This window comes from Paenibacillus sp. GYB004 (genome assembly GCF_036577605.1).
Taxonomy (GTDB): Bacteria; Bacillota; Bacilli; order Paenibacillales; family NBRC-103111; genus Paenibacillus_AB; species Paenibacillus_AB oceani.
Genome location: NZ_JARBDB010000012.1, coordinates 35429 through 51282, shown reverse-complemented (window position 1 = coordinate 51282; position 15854 = coordinate 35429). Strand labels below are relative to the sequence as shown.

10 protein-coding genes are annotated in these 15854 nt (G+C 55.7%); all 10 read left to right on the top strand.

Going from position 1 to position 15854, the window contains the following annotated elements:
• The first annotated feature begins 134 nt into the window (after window positions 1-134).
• The 10 genes from PV433_RS08110 (at window position 135) to PV433_RS08065 (ending at window position 15811) form a co-directional block, all read left to right on the top strand.
• Window positions 135-485 (top strand): hypothetical protein, encoded by a 351-nt coding sequence (locus PV433_RS08110; RefSeq protein WP_332071682.1) that lies wholly within the window; start codon window positions 135-137, stop codon window positions 483-485.
• A 284-nt stretch (window positions 486-769) separates the two neighbouring features.
• Entirely contained in the window at window positions 770-1267 is a 498-nt protein-coding gene (locus PV433_RS08105) for a cation:proton antiporter regulatory subunit (RefSeq protein WP_332071681.1), read from the top strand.
• 2 nt (window positions 1268-1269) lie between these two features.
• Window positions 1270-2514, top strand: a complete 1245-nt coding sequence (locus tag PV433_RS08100) for a cation:proton antiporter (RefSeq protein WP_332071680.1) — start codon at window positions 1270-1272, stop codon at window positions 2512-2514.
• 5 nt (window positions 2515-2519) lie between these two features.
• Entirely contained in the window at window positions 2520-3413 is an 894-nt protein-coding gene (locus tag PV433_RS08095) for a YitT family protein (protein ID WP_332071679.1), read from the top strand.
• A 249-nt stretch (window positions 3414-3662) separates the two neighbouring features.
• The gene (locus tag PV433_RS08090) at window positions 3663-4724 is read left to right on the top strand and encodes a Gfo/Idh/MocA family protein (RefSeq protein WP_332071678.1); all 1062 of its coding nucleotides are present in this window, start codon (window positions 3663-3665) and stop codon (window positions 4722-4724) included.
• 286 nt (window positions 4725-5010) lie between these two features.
• Complete coding sequence (locus PV433_RS08085) at window positions 5011-5355, top strand: hypothetical protein (protein ID WP_332071677.1); 345 nt, start codon at window positions 5011-5013, stop codon at window positions 5353-5355.
• Window positions 5356-5561: 206 nt separating this feature from the next.
• A complete protein-coding gene (locus PV433_RS08080) occupies window positions 5562-6398 on the top strand; it encodes a YitT family protein (protein WP_223836696.1) in 837 nt (278 codons plus the stop codon).
• A 202-nt stretch (window positions 6399-6600) separates the two neighbouring features.
• Complete coding sequence (locus tag PV433_RS08075; RefSeq protein ID WP_332071676.1) at window positions 6601-9750, top strand: ATP-binding protein; 3150 nt, start codon at window positions 6601-6603, stop codon at window positions 9748-9750.
• Window positions 9725-10831, top strand: coding sequence for a response regulator (locus tag PV433_RS08070; protein WP_332071675.1), 1107 nt, complete (start codon window positions 9725-9727; stop codon window positions 10829-10831). The genes PV433_RS08075 and PV433_RS08070 overlap by 26 nt, the downstream gene beginning before the upstream one ends.
• Window positions 10832-11008: 177 nt before the next feature.
• Window positions 11009-15811: a fibronectin type III domain-containing protein gene (locus PV433_RS08065; protein ID WP_332071674.1), complete on the top strand. Its 4803-nt coding sequence runs from the start codon at window positions 11009-11011 to the stop codon at window positions 15809-15811.
• Window positions 15812-15854: the final 43 nt, after the last annotated feature.

Genomic DNA, 15854 nt, shown 5'->3' with positions numbered 1-15854 from the left:
GGGAATATCGAGATATATCGAGATATCCTAAGGGAAAGCGATGAAAGGACCGATAACCATGAAAAAAGTTTGAAATATCGCTTTTTTCTATGATAAAATGAGGATATGCTATCCGGAAAGGAGGTAAGGACATCTTGATAATACGCGAGAAATCCCGGGTAACGATTAAGCTGCTCGTTATGTTCGCCCTTGTATGGTCGTTTCTTATGCCGACGGCCGAGCTTGTTGTTACTCCCGTATCCAAAACTATTCCCGCCGTATCGGCATCCGCAACGATTCATTCACCTTTAAGCTCTCCTGCGCATATGCTGACCAAGCTGCGTATGTTTTTGCCGGCTCTCGTCGTGACATTATTTGTCGGCTGCATCGTATCTCGTGAAAATCGTATCCGCTATCGGCTGGACCGTTTTGCGCCCCCCATACCGCTTCTTCGCAAGCAGTTGCTTTTGCGTCCCCTGAAATTCACATCCCATTATGTAATTTGAAATTTTCGGTCATACTAATCACTCCAAGCCAATTGTTATTTTTTTACGTTCGGCACAGAGTGTTGTTTGGCATGTCCGAAAATCGCGTTCATTTCTATGTAAGTTGACTGACGTATGGACGGGACCCCTTTTTCCTTTAGGAAAAGGCCATTTATGCAGAGGCTGACAGGTGGCGGCAGGCCGCAGTTCACAGGAGCGGGCCTTACGTCAACTAAAAACTTATATAGCAAGGGCATGCCGCATCCGGAAAGTGCCGATCGAATATAGAGATCGGAGGCGGATGGATGAAACCAGTAAGAGAATCAGATTTGCCGGGAATCGGCCGCAAGTATGAAATGGAGACGCGCTCCAGAGACAAATTGGTGATTGTCGTCCATGATGACGGCAGAAGAGAGATGTATCATTTCGATAACGAGGATCTGGACGACAGCGTCTCGATGGTTACGCTGGAGGACGACGAGGCGCGTGCCGCCGCAGCGATCCTGGGCGGGATGAACTATAAGCCGAAGGCGCTTGAAACGATCGAGATGGCGCTGAACGATCTGATTATCGAGTGGTACCGGATCGAGTCGAATGCGAACTGTGTCGGGCAGACGATCGGAGAGCTCGATATCCGTCAGAAGACGGGGGCGAGCATCATTGCCGCGATTGAACGGAGTCACACCCATCATATCAATCCGGGACCAGAGTATGCCTTGACTGCTGACAGCACGCTGATTGTGGCGGGCGAGCGGGTTCATCTGAAGGCTTTGAAACAACTTCTTCTGCACGGGAGTGATTGATTATGGATCACATCGTGCTGGAAATCGGTCTCGCTGTCGTGCTCATTGCCGTGGCCGGAATATTGTCGGCCAAACTGAAATTTTCAGTCATTCCGTTTTATATTTTGATCGGAATGGCGGTTGGCCCGCATGCTCCCAAAATCGGCGTTTTCGACTTCCGTTTTATAGAAAGCGCCCCGTTCATCGAATTTTTGGGCAGACTTGGCGTCTTGTTTTTACTGTTTTATCTCGGCCTGGAATTTTCGGTCGGGCGTCTGATCAAGTCGGGCAAATCGATTGCCGTCGGCGGCACGATTTATATCGCCATCAACTTTACGCTCGGCCTGTTGTTCGCCTACTTCGCCGGCCTGCCCTTTAAAGAAATTCTCGTCGTTGCGGGTATTACGACGATATCCTCAAGCGCTATCGTGGCGAAGGTGCTCGTAGATCTCAAACGAACGGCCAACTCCGAGACGGAGATGATTCTTGGCATCATCATGTTTGAGGACGTATTTTTGGCCGTATATATTTCCATTTTGTCGGGTCTTGTGCTGAGCGGTTCGACTTCGTTCGCTGGGGTAGCCCTATCGGCGCTTATCGCGCTAGGTTTTATGCTCGCCGTTCTTATTATCGGACGCAAAGCGGTCCCGCTGCTGAATAAGGTGCTCGACATCCGGTCCAACGAGCTGTTTTTGCTCGTCATCTTCGGCGGCCTGATGGTCGTAGCGGGTTTCTCCGAAACGATCCACGTAGCCGAGGCGATCGGCGCGCTGCTGGTCGGTCTCGTATTGGCCGAAACCGAGCATATGAAGCGGATCGAGCATCTGATCCTGCCGTTCCGCGACTTCTTCGGGGCGATGTTTTTCTTCAGCTTCGGTCTTACGATCGATCCGACTACGCTCGGAGGCGCGGTCTGGCTGTCGCTCGGCGCCGTCGTGGTGACGCTGATCGGCAACTTCGTAGCAGGGATGCTCGCAGGCAAAAGCGCGGGACTGTCCAAGAAGGCGTCGGTTAATATCGGTCTGACGATCGTTTCGCGCGGTGAATTTTCGATCGTAATGGCGAATTTGGGCAAAGCGGGCTCGCTGCTGCCGCTGCTGCAGCCTTTTGCGGCGCTGTACGTACTCATCCTTGCCATTTTGGGCCCGTTGCTTACCAAGGAGTCGAAAACGATCTACAAGCTGATTTACGGACGAAAGGAGCGTTTGCAGCCAAAAGATAACGCTCAGCCGGCCGATCGTGTCCAGTCTGCCGAACGGGAGGGCTGAGACCGATGAGGGGCGCCATGAAAGGACCTCGTCCGAACCGGTTTCACCGACAGCCGATTAGGGTCGATTGGCTCGCCGTCTTGTCCTTTTGTGCCGGAGCCGTGCTGATCGCAGTCGGGCTCGAGCTGTTTCTGAAGCCGAACCGGCTTGTGACGGGCGGCGCCCAAGGCATTTCCATTATGCTGTCGCACATGACCGAGATGCAGCTGGGACTGTTTTTGTTTCTGATCAACGTCCCGTTCCTGTTTCTGGCCGTTCCCCGGCGCGGGCAAAACTCCGCCGTTGTGCGGCTGGCCGCCCTCGGCGTCACGGCGGCCGTAACGCTGCTGCTGGACCCGATCCCGCCACTGACCGAGCATCCGCTGGCCGCTTCGGTACTGGGAGGGCTGGCGCTTGGCGGAGGAGCTGGCCTAATCCTTCGCATCGGCGGTTATACGGACGGTGTGAATGAAGCCGCCCATTGGGTGAAGCGGAAAGTTCCGTTGTCGGTAGCCGAGCTGATCATGCTGTTTAATCTGCTCGTGCTCGCGGTCGCCGGTTTTTTATTTGGCTGGGAGCAAGCGCTGTACTCGGTTATCGCTTATTACTTGGCGTACCGCTCGCTGCGGTATATGATACGAGGCTACCACAAGTACACACTGGTGCGGATTCACAGTCCCCAATCGGCTGCTGCGCTTTGTGCCGATATGAAGGAACAGCTGGGTCCGGCTGTTTCGTTCCTCCAGGCCAAGTCCGCCCCCTCGGCTTCCAGAGAGGCGGGAGGCGATCTCCTGGCGGTCATCGCCAAAAAGGACGAAGGCCGTTTCCGGGAAGCGCTGCATGCTATCGATCCTGCCGCAGTAGTGAATATGATGCCGTTCGACAGTCCGGAGCAGTCCGAATATAAATATTTGCACTAATTCGTCCATGCCTTATTAAAATGATTCCTCAAACCGGCCTTTGCAGCCAGCCGCCCAAAAAAGTGCAAAACATCGGACCGGAAAGACAAAGATCGCTTGCCCTGATCCCGTTATGATGGAGCTAGGAAAGAGAACAGACCTAAGGCGCGATCAAAAAAACGGCTAACCTATGTTGGCCAATCTTACGGTTCACTATGCTTTTTTGATCGCGCCTAATAGCGCCGCAAAGCGGGGGAAGGGAAGATCATCATGAGCAAAGTTCGTCTTGGAGTTATCGGCTGCGGAGGAATGGCCGGATCGCACTCGGGAGGTTTTCAGTATTTGGGAGAACGGGTCGAGATTACAGCTACGTGCGATATCGAGCTGGAACGCGCACAGAAAGCGGCCGAGTTGACAGGAGCGAAGCTGGCCGTCAGCGATTACCGCGATCTGCTGGACCATGTCGACGCCGTACTGGTCGTACTGCCGCATGACCTTCACTATGAAGTCGGCAAAACTTGCCTGGAAGCGGGCAAGCACGTGCTGATGGAGAAGCCGATGTGCAATACCGAGGAGGAGTGCCTCGATCTGATCGAGACGTCTGAGAGGGTCGGCAAAGTGCTGATGACCGCCTATCCGGTACGTTTCTGGCCGATCATCCTGAAGCTGAAAGAGCTGATCGACTCCAAAGAATACGGCGAATGCTTCCAGATGTCGGTCTGGACCGAACAATATACGCGTTACCAGCCGGGACACTGGGCGCTGTCCGCGAAGCGGCTGGGCGGAGGGCAATTTTTCAGCCATGGCTGCCACTACGTGGATTTGCTGCTCTGGTTTCTGGGACGCCCTGTCCGCGGAACGCATCTGGGTACGAATTTCGGAACCCCGTGGATGGAGAAGGAAGGAACGAGCAACGTTACGATCGAGTTTGAAAGCGGTGCGCTCGGTTATCACTTCGGAACGTGGGGAGCCCGCGGGACGAGGCTCGGCTGGAGTCTCCACGCGCACTGTACCAACGGAATGCTGGAAATCAACCTTGCCGAGAACAAGCTGTACGCCCATACGGCGATCAAGGAAGAGAAGGCGAATCTGGATTCGGAGTCGCGGAAGAAAGTATTGTACGAAGCCGGAGCTTCGGGCAAAATGACCAACCATGAACTCGAACATTTTCTCGATTGCATCCGTGATGGCACGCGTCCGATTACGGACGGGCCGACCAGCCTCCAAGGACTGCGCGTCATCTGGAAGCTGTACGAGGCGGAACGAAACCATACGGTCGCGGATCTGCGCGGATTGGGTCTTGACCAGGAATGGAGAACGTTGAAGGCGTAAATGTAAAGGGGATCGGAAAACCCGGTATTTATCCGGCGGGGAAGTTGCTCTCGTGCGGATCATGCCGGGTTTTGTCGTCCTTTAAAAGTGGATTGCAATAAAGCGGTATAATGGCGAAGCAGCGCATGGATAAAGGAAAAAGAAGCGGTTCATTTCATTAATGCGATATCGGAAGAAAAACGGAGGGAAAGGGGGGAAATGGCAATACCAGGGTAAAAAGTTTTGAAATTTGCGTGAATTTGTGATATTCTGCCTATAGAGAGATGGTTGGAAAGGGGGAGAAACGATGACTTTGGACAGAGGCGCGCGGATTTTTGTTAAGTTGATTTCCGCATTTCTTTTAATCTGGTCGTTTCTCATGCCCACGATCGAAACCGTCGTCACTCCTGTCTCCAGCGCTATCCCCGCCGTATCTTCGGGAGCTCCAGGCTGCACCGGCGCAGCCGTTCTCGGACAAAACTACGATAAGCCGGAATCAGACGTCCCCTATGCGGCCTTTTCCGTAACGCTGCTCGCATTAGGATTGGCCCTATCGGTCCGGATGCCCCACTTTTCCTTTGTAATCCCTCTCCTGATGAAGAGTCTGCTGCTTCGTCCGATCAAATTCACATCTAATTACTTATCCGTCTAGACGTTTTTGTTAAGGCTCTTATTGAAGTGCGTTTATTTGGCCTGATTACAATCTAGGGCGGTTATTTGTTGTGACCATTTGTTCGGGACGCACGGGAACCCGGCGTTCTTGCAAGCCATGATACAGGGAGGTTCTCGATGAAAACAGACACAGTAGAGCTGCATGCAACGCAGCCCAAAGCCAAATCGCATACCCATATTACGCGGATGAAGCTGCTCCAGCGAATATGCTTCCTGACGTTCGGGGCCGCGTTATTCTCGGTCGGCCTGGAGATTTTTCTTGTACCTAACAGTATAATTGACGGCGGTATCGTAGGCATCTCGATCATTACGTCCGCATTGACTCATGTTCCGCTTGGCGTCTTTTTATTGTTGTTTAATTTACCCTTCTTGTATTTGGGCTATAAGCAGATCGGCAAGACGTTTGCCTTGTCCACGTTATATGCGGTATCAATCATGTCCCTCGGCACCTGGCTTCTTCACCCGGTGAGTCCGCTAACGGACGATCCGCTGCTTGCTTCGGTGTTCGGCGGCATTATTCTCGGCGTCGGCGTGGGCATGGTCATCCGCTTCGGCGGCTCGCTCGACGGAACGGAGATCGTTGCGATTTTATTTACAAAGAAGTCTCCGTTTTCGGTTGGCGAGATCGTGATGTTTTTCAATATTTTCATCTTGGCCGGGGCGGGTTTCGTATTCGGCTGGGACCGCGCGATGTATTCGCTGATCGCTTACTTTATCGCCTACAAGATGATCGATGTAACGGTGGAAGGGTTCGACGAATCGAAATCGGTCTGGATCATAAGTGAGAAGCACGAAGAGATCGGGCAGGCGATTATTCAGCGTCTGGGACGGGGGGTTACGTACCTGCACGGGGAAGGAGCCTTTACGGGCGGAGAGAAACGGGTCATTTTCTGCGTTATTACCCGGCTGGAAGAAGCGAAGATGAAGTCGATTGTGGAAGAGCTGGACAGCTCCGCATTCCTTGCGGTAGGCAACATTCACGACGTGAAGGGCGGACGTTTCAAGAAGAAGGACATACATTAATTCGAAAATAACCGGGCGCAGATCAGCCACCATTGCTGCTGCCGCCTATCCGGACATCCCGAACCGCTTAAAGAGCGGTCGGGATGTTTGTTTTTTACAGGCGCTGACCGCTCCGCATCCGGCAAACCTCAGCTTTTGGAGGGAAATGAAGGATTTTGTCGAATTAGTTTTCATAACTAAAAGGTTGCGAGGAGCCGATCCATTGCTCAGAAGAATTGTACTTGTGTGCTTTGTCGCATTGTTGGCCAGTTCGTTAATACCGTTATCCATCCTAATGAATCGTGACGACCAGCCGGGGGAGTTGAGGGTTCGCAGCGGTATCATGGACCTCTCCGGTTGGGATTACCAGCGTAACGAGCGAATCAGGCTGGACGGCGAATGGGAGTTTTATTGGAATCGATTGCTGACCCCGGAGGAATTCCGGCGGGCGGGAGCGGACACCCCGTCGCTTCCCGATCTAATCAAGGTGCCCTCCGTATGGAACGGGAACGGCAAAACGATCGGCGGACAACTGCTACCCGCTCACGGGTACGCGACGTACCGGATGGTGCTGAAAAACGTGCCGTTCGACGGGGGAGTCGCGTTGAAGAAGACGAACATCCGGTTTTCGAGCGCCGTCTATGCGAACGGGCACAAGCTGTTCGAGGACGGCAATCCCTCCGACGCGGCGGCAGACTACAGGGCCGGCAACGTCCCGCAGATCGGCTTTTTCTCCGCACGGAAGGGGAGCGATATCGAGATTGTCGTGCACGTGGCTAATTTCGATTACGCCAATTCGGGCATTCCCGCTTCCCTTTATTTCGGCGAGCAGACCGCGATGCTGGAGACCCAGCAGATGAGCAAGGCGCACGAGCTGGGGACGTTTGCGATCCTTGCTACGCTTGCGTTCATTTTCGCGATTTGCTTCGTAACGGCGGCCTGGTACCGGAGCAAAGACTACTCGCTGCTGCTGTACGCTTTGCTTTGCCTGTTTTATGCGATATACAACGGCTTGGTCGGGGAACGGGTTCTCCTGATGTATGCTCCGGACTTGCCGTTTGAGCTTATGTTCAAGATCAAAGACTTTTGCTCGCTGGCCTGCTTCATCGTATTGGCTGCCTTATTTTATCGGTTAAAGCGGAATATCATCTCGCTTACGTTCGCCCGGTTGTTCATCCTTGTGCTTGGTGTTTATACGGCGCTGGTGGTCGTACTGCCGATCCCTGTTTATTCGAAGGTCGAACCGTTTATTATTTTAGTATATGAATCGTTGACGATCTGGCTCGTACTGAGGACGGCCGTCCTGTATGTCCGAAGCGGCAAGGGCGACCGCTTGAAGTCTTTGCTGCTCTTTTCGGCGATCCTGTGCGCGCTGCTGTATTCGGTCGACATGATCCTGTTTTCGTTTTCCTTGAAGGAGCATGCATGGCTGGGGCAGTTTTATATCGTCTGGTTCAATCTGATGATGCTCGTTCTGGTAGTGCTCCGCTTCTTCGAAGCGTACCATACGATCGACGGGATGAGAAGCCGGCTTCTCGAGCTGGACAAGATCAAGGACGACTTCCTGTCCAATACGTCCCACGAGCTGAAAACGCCGCTAAGCGCCATCGTGAGCATAACCGATACGCTTCTCCGGGGGGTGGAAGGACCGGTAACCGCCAAGCAGGCGCGCCATCTGGCCATCGTATACGAAAGCGGCAAACGTTTGTCTCATCTGGTCAACGAATTGCTCGATTATTCGAAAATGAAACATGGAGACATCTCGCTTCATCGGAGCGGCGTCGATCTGAAGGCGGTCGTCGATTCGGTCGTCCAGATTCATGCGTTTCTGCTGGAAGGAAAAGAAATCGAGATCGTGAACGACGTATCCGGGGATTTGCCCGTCGTTTATGCGGACAGCAACCGTTTGATTCAGATTCTGCATAACCTGATCGGCAACGCAGTCAAATTCACCGACACGGGCCGGGTGAGAATCAGCGCCAAAGCGGGCGGAGATCAGGTCGAGGTACTCGTGGAGGATACGGGGATCGGCATCGAGGCGTCCATGCGCGAGCGCATCTTTCAACCGTTCGAGCAGGCGGACAGCTCCGAGACGAAAGCTTACGGCGGTACGGGACTCGGACTTAGCATTACGAAAAAGCTGGTGGAGCTGCAAGGGGGAGCGATCCGGGTTGAATCGAGCCCGGGACAAGGGTCGGCGTTTTCGTTTACGATTCCGGTGTCGCCGGAGCCGGCTTCGGGCGACAGCCGGGAATGGGAAGGGAACCGGCCGTATGCGCAGACGTCTCTAATGCCGGGGGAGTACCCGGTATACATCGCGGGGGAACAAGAAGAGCGCATTCTCGTCGTGGACGACGATCCCGCCAATCTGCAGTCGATGATCAATTTGCTGCGGCTGGAGGGGTATTCCGTCATCGCGGTTCATCGCGGCCGGCTGGCGCTGGACGAGCTGTCCCGTGCCGCGGATATTGCGCTCGTCGTGCTCGATATGATGATGCCCGATATGTCCGGATACGAAGTGCTGAACCAAATTCGGGAACGGTACTCCGCCTTCGAGATGCCGGTTCTGATGCTGACGGCCAAAAACCGGGCGGCCGAGACGAAACGGTCGATGGACAGCGGAGCGAATGATTTTGTCGGCAAGCCGTATGAACCGGAGGAGCTTATGGCGCGCGTCCGGAGCTTGACTCGGCTGAAGGCATCCGTGAAGACGGCCAAGGAGGCGGAGATTGCGTTTTTGCGTTCCCAGATCAAGCCTCATTTTTTGTACAACGCGCTGAATTCCATCGCTACGCTGTGTATGGTCGATCCTCGGAAGGCGGAGGAACTGACGCTGCAGCTTTCGCAATATTTACGGGGCAGCTTCGATTTTAAGCAGTTGGAGTCGGTTACGACGCTGGACCGGGAAATGGAGCTGGTGAAGGCGTATATCCATATCGAGCGGGCGCGCTTCGGCGACAGGCTGCAAGTGGAATACGACGTGGACGAATTCCCGGCGGCTATGCGGATGCCGCCTCTGCTCCTGCAGCCGCTTGTGGAGAACGCGATCAGGCACGGCGTTATGTCGAGATCGTCGGGAGGGACCGTGCGCCTCTCCGTCAAGAAGGAAGGGCACGCGGCCATCCGCTGCACCGTGGAGGACAACGGACGCGGGATGAGCGAACGAACGCTGGAAGACGTGCAAAGCATGGATACGGACAAGAGGGGAGTAGGGCTGTGGAATATCGACCGCCGCCTCCGGCTGATGTATGGGGAGGGGATACGGATCGAAAGCACGGAGGGGAGCGGGACGAAGGTTTCCTTCGTTATTCCGGTGCAGCCGAGCGGACGAAAGGAGGAGATCAGATATGCTGCGGGCGATGATCGTGGATGACGAGGAGCTGTCGGTGCAGCGGCTGGGTATTTTGCTGTCGGAGAGCGGAGAGCTCGGATTGTGCGCGGCTTTCCTGAACCCGGCCGAGGCGTATGAATTCGCCAAGACGAATCCGGTAGACGTAGCGTTTCTCGATATTTCCATGCCGGATATTGACGGTATGCTCCTTTCCACCCTGCTGCACGACTTGGACGACTCGATCGATATCGTATTTGTAACCGGCCATGACGAATATGCGGTTCAGGCGTTCGATCGAAACGCGTTGGATTATTTGCTGAAGCCCGTAACCGCCGAGCGGCTGTCCCGGACACTGGATAAAATCCGGAAGCGGCATCGGACCGCGGCTGCAGCCGACTCCTCCGCTCAGGTCCTTCTGTTTAACGGGTTGAAACTATACCGGCTAGAGCGGGACCAGGTGCAGGTGAAGCTGAGAAGTCCCAAAACCGAGGAGCTGTTCGCTTTTCTCGTATGCAAAGGAACGGTCAGCCGGGAAGAAATCGTCGATACGTTATGGAGCGGTTTGGAAAAGAACAAAGCGCTGAAAAATTTGAACTCGACCTTGTATTACATTCGCAAAGCGTTCGACAACGGCGAGTCCGATTCGTTCCTTGCGGCCGGCAAACACGAAATCGGCATCAGGGAGGGCGCCCTTCGCTGCGATCTGTACGAGTTCGAGCGTTTGCTCAAGCAAGTCCGGCAGGCTCCGGAGAAACAGGCCGATCTGTTCAGACGGGCGGAGGCGCTGTATGCGGGACGATTGCTGCAGGGAAAGGACTACGAATGGGCGGCGGAGCTGGCTCGCTCGCTCGAACGGCAGTATATCGAGCTGCTGGAAGCGGGCGCGAGATTCCATATCGGGATCAACAAACCGCAGCAGGCGCTGCATTACTTTAGCGAAATATTAAAGCTGGACGCGATGAGGGAAGATATCCATCATGAGGCGATCCGCCTTTACGCGGAGCTGGGAAGAAAAAACGAGGCGTTCCGGCAATACCGGGTGATGGAGGAGATGCTGGAGAAGGAGCTTGGGGCGCAGCCCGATCCGCGGATGAAACATTTTATAACGAAAATGGGGCCGTAAGCAAGGACAGTTGAGAGCCGTTGGAGTCGATCCCGATTCCAATGGCTTTTTGTTGTTTATTTTCCGTTTATCGCAGGCTTGTATAATAGACCCGATTGCCGTCGAATGAGTTCGAAATACGGCGAATATCGCCGAATATCGCCGGTAGGCTACTATTCATGCGGGAGGATGCCAACAATGAGGTCAAGAAAGGCAAAATATGAGATGGGGAAACTAGGCGCGGCTGGTCTGGCCTTGCTTATCGTATGGACAATCGCGTTCGGCATTCCGGCGCATGCGGCGGAGACGTGGAGTCAATACGGCCGGATCGGGCCGAAGTCAAGCTCCGATGCGGGGGCGTTTAATTTCCCGATCGGGATGACGACGGACAGCTACGGGAATGTATATGTAGCCGATTCCAGCAACCAGCGGGTTCAAAAGCTGGATAAGGCAACCGGCAGCTGGCAGTCGGTCAGCAGCAATCTGGGCTTTAACGGACCTGTCGGGGTGACGGTGGACGTTGCTGGGAACCTGTACGTGTCGGAATTTTACGGCAATCGCGTTCAGAAGCTGGATGCCTCGACGAATACATGGAGTTCGTGGACCGGTTTCAATAAGCCGTACGGGATCGCGGTAGACAGCGTCGGTACGGTATATGTGGCCGATAGCGGCAACAACCGGATCCAGAAGCTGGCGGCAGGAGGCACCGTCTGGGGCGAGTTGGCCGGATCGGGGAGTAGCTTAGGTGAAGTCAGTAATCCGCGCGGGCTGGCGGTAGACGGCAGCGACAATCTGTATGTGGCCGACAGCGGCAACAACCGGATCCAGAAGCTGTCGGGCAGCACATGGAGCCAGTGGGGGAACGGCACTACGTCGGGAAGCTTAATGGGGCATTTCAGCGCTCCGTTCGGGGTGATGGTGGATCAGTATAAGAACGTCTATGTCGCGGATACCGGCAACAATCGTATCCAGAAACTGGAGGCAGGGGGCGGCTGGAGCGAGTGGAAAAAAACCGGCGGAGCAGTGGGGGCCGGCCTGGGCGAGTTTAACTCGCCGATGGGCGTTACGGTCGACCAGGAAGGCACGATGTATGTCGCCGATTCGAACAACCATCGCGTGCAGAAGCTCGCTGGTACGACATGGAGCGAATGGGTTGCGACAGGTTCGTCTTCGGGCACCGGGTCGGGCGAATTCAATAAACCGTACAGCTTGGCGGTCAACGGCGGCGGCGATCTGTTCGCGGCCGACCTTCTGAACAAACGCATCCAGAAGCTTACCGATTCCGGCACATGGAGCAACTTTGGAACGGGCGTCACCTATACGAACCCGGCTGGAGTGGCTGTAGACAAAACCGGGAATCTGTATGTCGCCGATATGGGCAACAATTACGGCGGTCATAAAGTGTACAAGCTGTCGGCAGCGGGAGCTCTGCTCACCTCGTGGGGAAAAAGCGATTCCCAATCCGGAACCGCGCTGGGCCAGTTTAAAGGCGCTGAAGGCGTGGCGGTCGACAAGAACGGCAATGTGTATGTGGCCGATACGGGCAACCATCGGATTCAGAAATTGCAGGTGTCCAACAATACGTGGAGCGCCTGGGGTAAAACCGGCAATGTATCCGGCACCGGCCTCGGCGAATTTAATCAGCCGACAGGCGTGGCGGTAGATGACGACGGGAACGTGTATGTCGGGGATACGAATAACAACCGGATTCAGAAGTTCACGGAGTCTACAGGCGAATGGAGCGATTGGAAAAACGGCGGCAGCGCTCTGGGGACCTTCAACTCTCCGCGCCAAGTGACGGTAGACAGTGGCGGCAACTTGTACGTAGCCGATATGGGCAAAAGTCGGATTTTAAAGCTGACGGCCGCCACCAACACTTGGAAGGCGTGGGGCAAGAGCGGCGGCGGGCAGGGAAGCGGCTTGGGCGAGTTTTTTAATCCGTATGGCGTGGCGGTGGTGGACACAAGCGGCGTGCTTTACGTGGCGGATATGAACAATCATCGCGTGCAGAAGCTTGTCATTACCATAGAGAAGCCGGGAGCGCCGACCGGGGCAACAGCAGTTGCCGGCAACGGGAAAGCGACGATCAGCTTCACGCCGCCGGCGGATGACGGCGGTAGTCCGATTACCGGCTACACGGTAACGTCCAGTCCGGACGGGCTGGTGGGGACGGGAAGTGCCAGTCCGATCACAGTAACGGGGTTAACGAATTTGACGGATTATACGTTCACAGTCGTAGCTACGAACGTGAAAGGGGATTCGATGCCATCCGCACCGACGGCAAGCGTAACGCCCGCCGCCGAGCCTGACGCCCCGACCGGGGTGACCGCTACGGCGGGCAACGCTCAGGCGGCGGTCACCTTTACGCCGCCGGCAAGCGACGGAGGAAGACCGATCACGGGGTATAAGGTAATATCCAGTCCGGGCGGCAAGATTGGAACCGGATTGACGAGCACGATTTCGGTATATGGGCTGACGAACGGCACGGCGTACACGTTCACGGTTGTCGCTATGAACGCTATCGGCTCTTCGCAGACATCCGCACCATCGGAGAGCGTGACGCCGATCGGGGAGCCGGGTGCGCCGACCGGCGTAACGGCAGTGGCTCTATACGGCACTGCTCTTGTCAGCTTCACGCCGCCGCTGAACGACGGTGGCAGTCCGATCACGGGTTATACGGTAACGTCCAGTCCCGACGGGAAGACGGGAACCGGAGCGACAAGCCCAATCGTCGTAACCGGCTTGACGGCTGGCACAGTGTACACGTTCACGGTGGTGGCGACGAATGCGCAAGGCGATTCCTTACCGTCGGCTCCGTCAGGGAGCATAACGCCGACGACCCCGCCGGCGCCGGCGCCGCTATTGCAGTCGGCAGCGTCCGGCGACGGGCAAGTCACGCTGGCCTGGATTCCTGCTCCGGGTGCGACCGGGTACAAAGTATTCCAAAGCTTGGCGGCCGGAACGGAAGGCAATGAAGTAACGACCGTCGGCGCGGCCGTGTACGGCTATACGGCAACCGGATTGACCAACGGCGTAACGTACTATTACGTCGTGAAGTCTGTTAATGCCGGCGGAGACAGTCTGGCCTCCAATCAAGTTAGCGCCGTGCCGCAGGTCCCCGCACCGGGGGCGCCGGTGCTGCAAGCGACCGAAGCCGGTAACGGACAAGTCACGCTGGCCTGGATTCCTGCTCCGGGTTCGACCGTGTACAAAGTATTCCAAAGCGTCACTTCCGGCACGTATGGAAGCGAAGTCGCAACCGTAAACGGTGCGGTGTACGGTTACACGGCTACGGGCTTGACCAACGGAACCGCGTATTATTTTGTCGTGAAGGCCGCAGGTCCGGGCGGAGATAGTCCGGCGTCCAATCAGGTCAGCGCGATCCCGGTGACGGTGCCTACGGCTCCGACGGACGTCGTAGCTACGGAGGGTGACGGAGAAGCGACAGTTGCGTTCACACCGCCCGCAGATAACGGCGGCAGCGCCGTAACCGGCTATGAAGTGACGGCCTCGCCGGGGAACATGACGGCGACCGGGGCCGCCAGTCCGATCCGGGTTACGGGCTTACAGAATGGGACGACATATACGTTTACCGTAAAGGCGATTAACTCGGTAGGCGGCAGCCTGCCGTCCGCGCCTTCCAATGCGGTCCAGCCGACCCCGTCGACGTCTGATGACGACGGAGGCGCCGGTAACGGCAGCGGAACGCCTTCGGTGCCGACCGTTCCGGGTTCTCCGGATAAGTCAGGCACGGGAGTCGATGTCTGGATTAACGGCAAGGCAGAGCATATAGGCGCGGCGACAACCGCTACCGTAAATGAACGGACGGTTACGACGGTTACGGTCGATCCGGGCAAGCTGGAGGAGAAGCTCGCGGCGGAAGGTGAGCATGCGGTCATTATTATTCCGGTCTTGGCGGATACGGATGTGGCGATTGGCGAATTGAACGGCCAAATGGTACAAAGCATGGAGCGGAAGCAAGCGGTTGTGGAAATTAAAACCGAGCATGCGGTCTATACGCTGCCCGCCCGGCAAATCAACATCCGGTCGATCTCGGAGCAGCTCGGGAAAAATGTGGCGCTATCGGATATCAAAGTGCGCATCGAAATCGGCGTACCGCTGGCAGACGCTGTAAAGGCGCTGCAGAGCGCTGCGGGAGAAGAGTCGTTTACGATTGTCGTTCCGCCGCTCGACTTTACGGTCAAAGCGATCTATGGCGATGCAACGTTTGAGGTAACCCGATTTGACGCGTATGTGGAAAGAATGATCGCGATCCCGGATGGGGTCGACCCGGGCAAAATCACTACAGGCGTCGTTGCGGAAGCAGACGGAACGGTCCGTCACGTGCCGACCAAGATTGTGAAGGTGGACGGCAAATACTATGCCAAAATCAACAGCCTGACGAACAGCGCTTACTCCGTCATCTGGAATCCGCTGGAGTTCAGAGATGTCGCCGGACATTGGGCCAAGGACACGGTGAACGACATGGGCTCGCGTCTGATTGTCGGCGGGATCGGCGATAGCCTGTTCAACCCGGACATGGATATTACCCGCGCGGAATTTGCCGCGATACTGATCAAAGGGCTCGGGTTGAAGCCCGAGAAAGGAACTGCGCCGTTCCCGGACGTGCACGCCGAAGATTGGTACAGCGAAGCGATCCTGACGGCGTACGCGAACAAACTGATCAGCGGGTTCGACGACGGAAACTTCCGTCCGACAGACAAGATTACGCGCGAACAAGCTATGGTAATCATCGCAAATGCGATGAAGATAATCGGTCTGAAGGCGAAGCAGCCGTCTCAAGCAGACGGAGTGCTGCCGGGTGCGTTTGCGGATGCCCATCGTGTGGCGGAATGGGCGGCAAGCGGCGTAGCCGATAGTCTGCAAGCGGGCATCGTCACCGGACGGAACGATTCTCTGCTTGCACCGGAAGCCTTCATTACGAGGGCCGAGGTTGCCGTTATGATTCGGAAGCTGTTGCAGCGCTCGGATCTGATTTAACCGACAGGAACGTCTAAAGGTCCCTCCCGATTCGTTGAAGTAA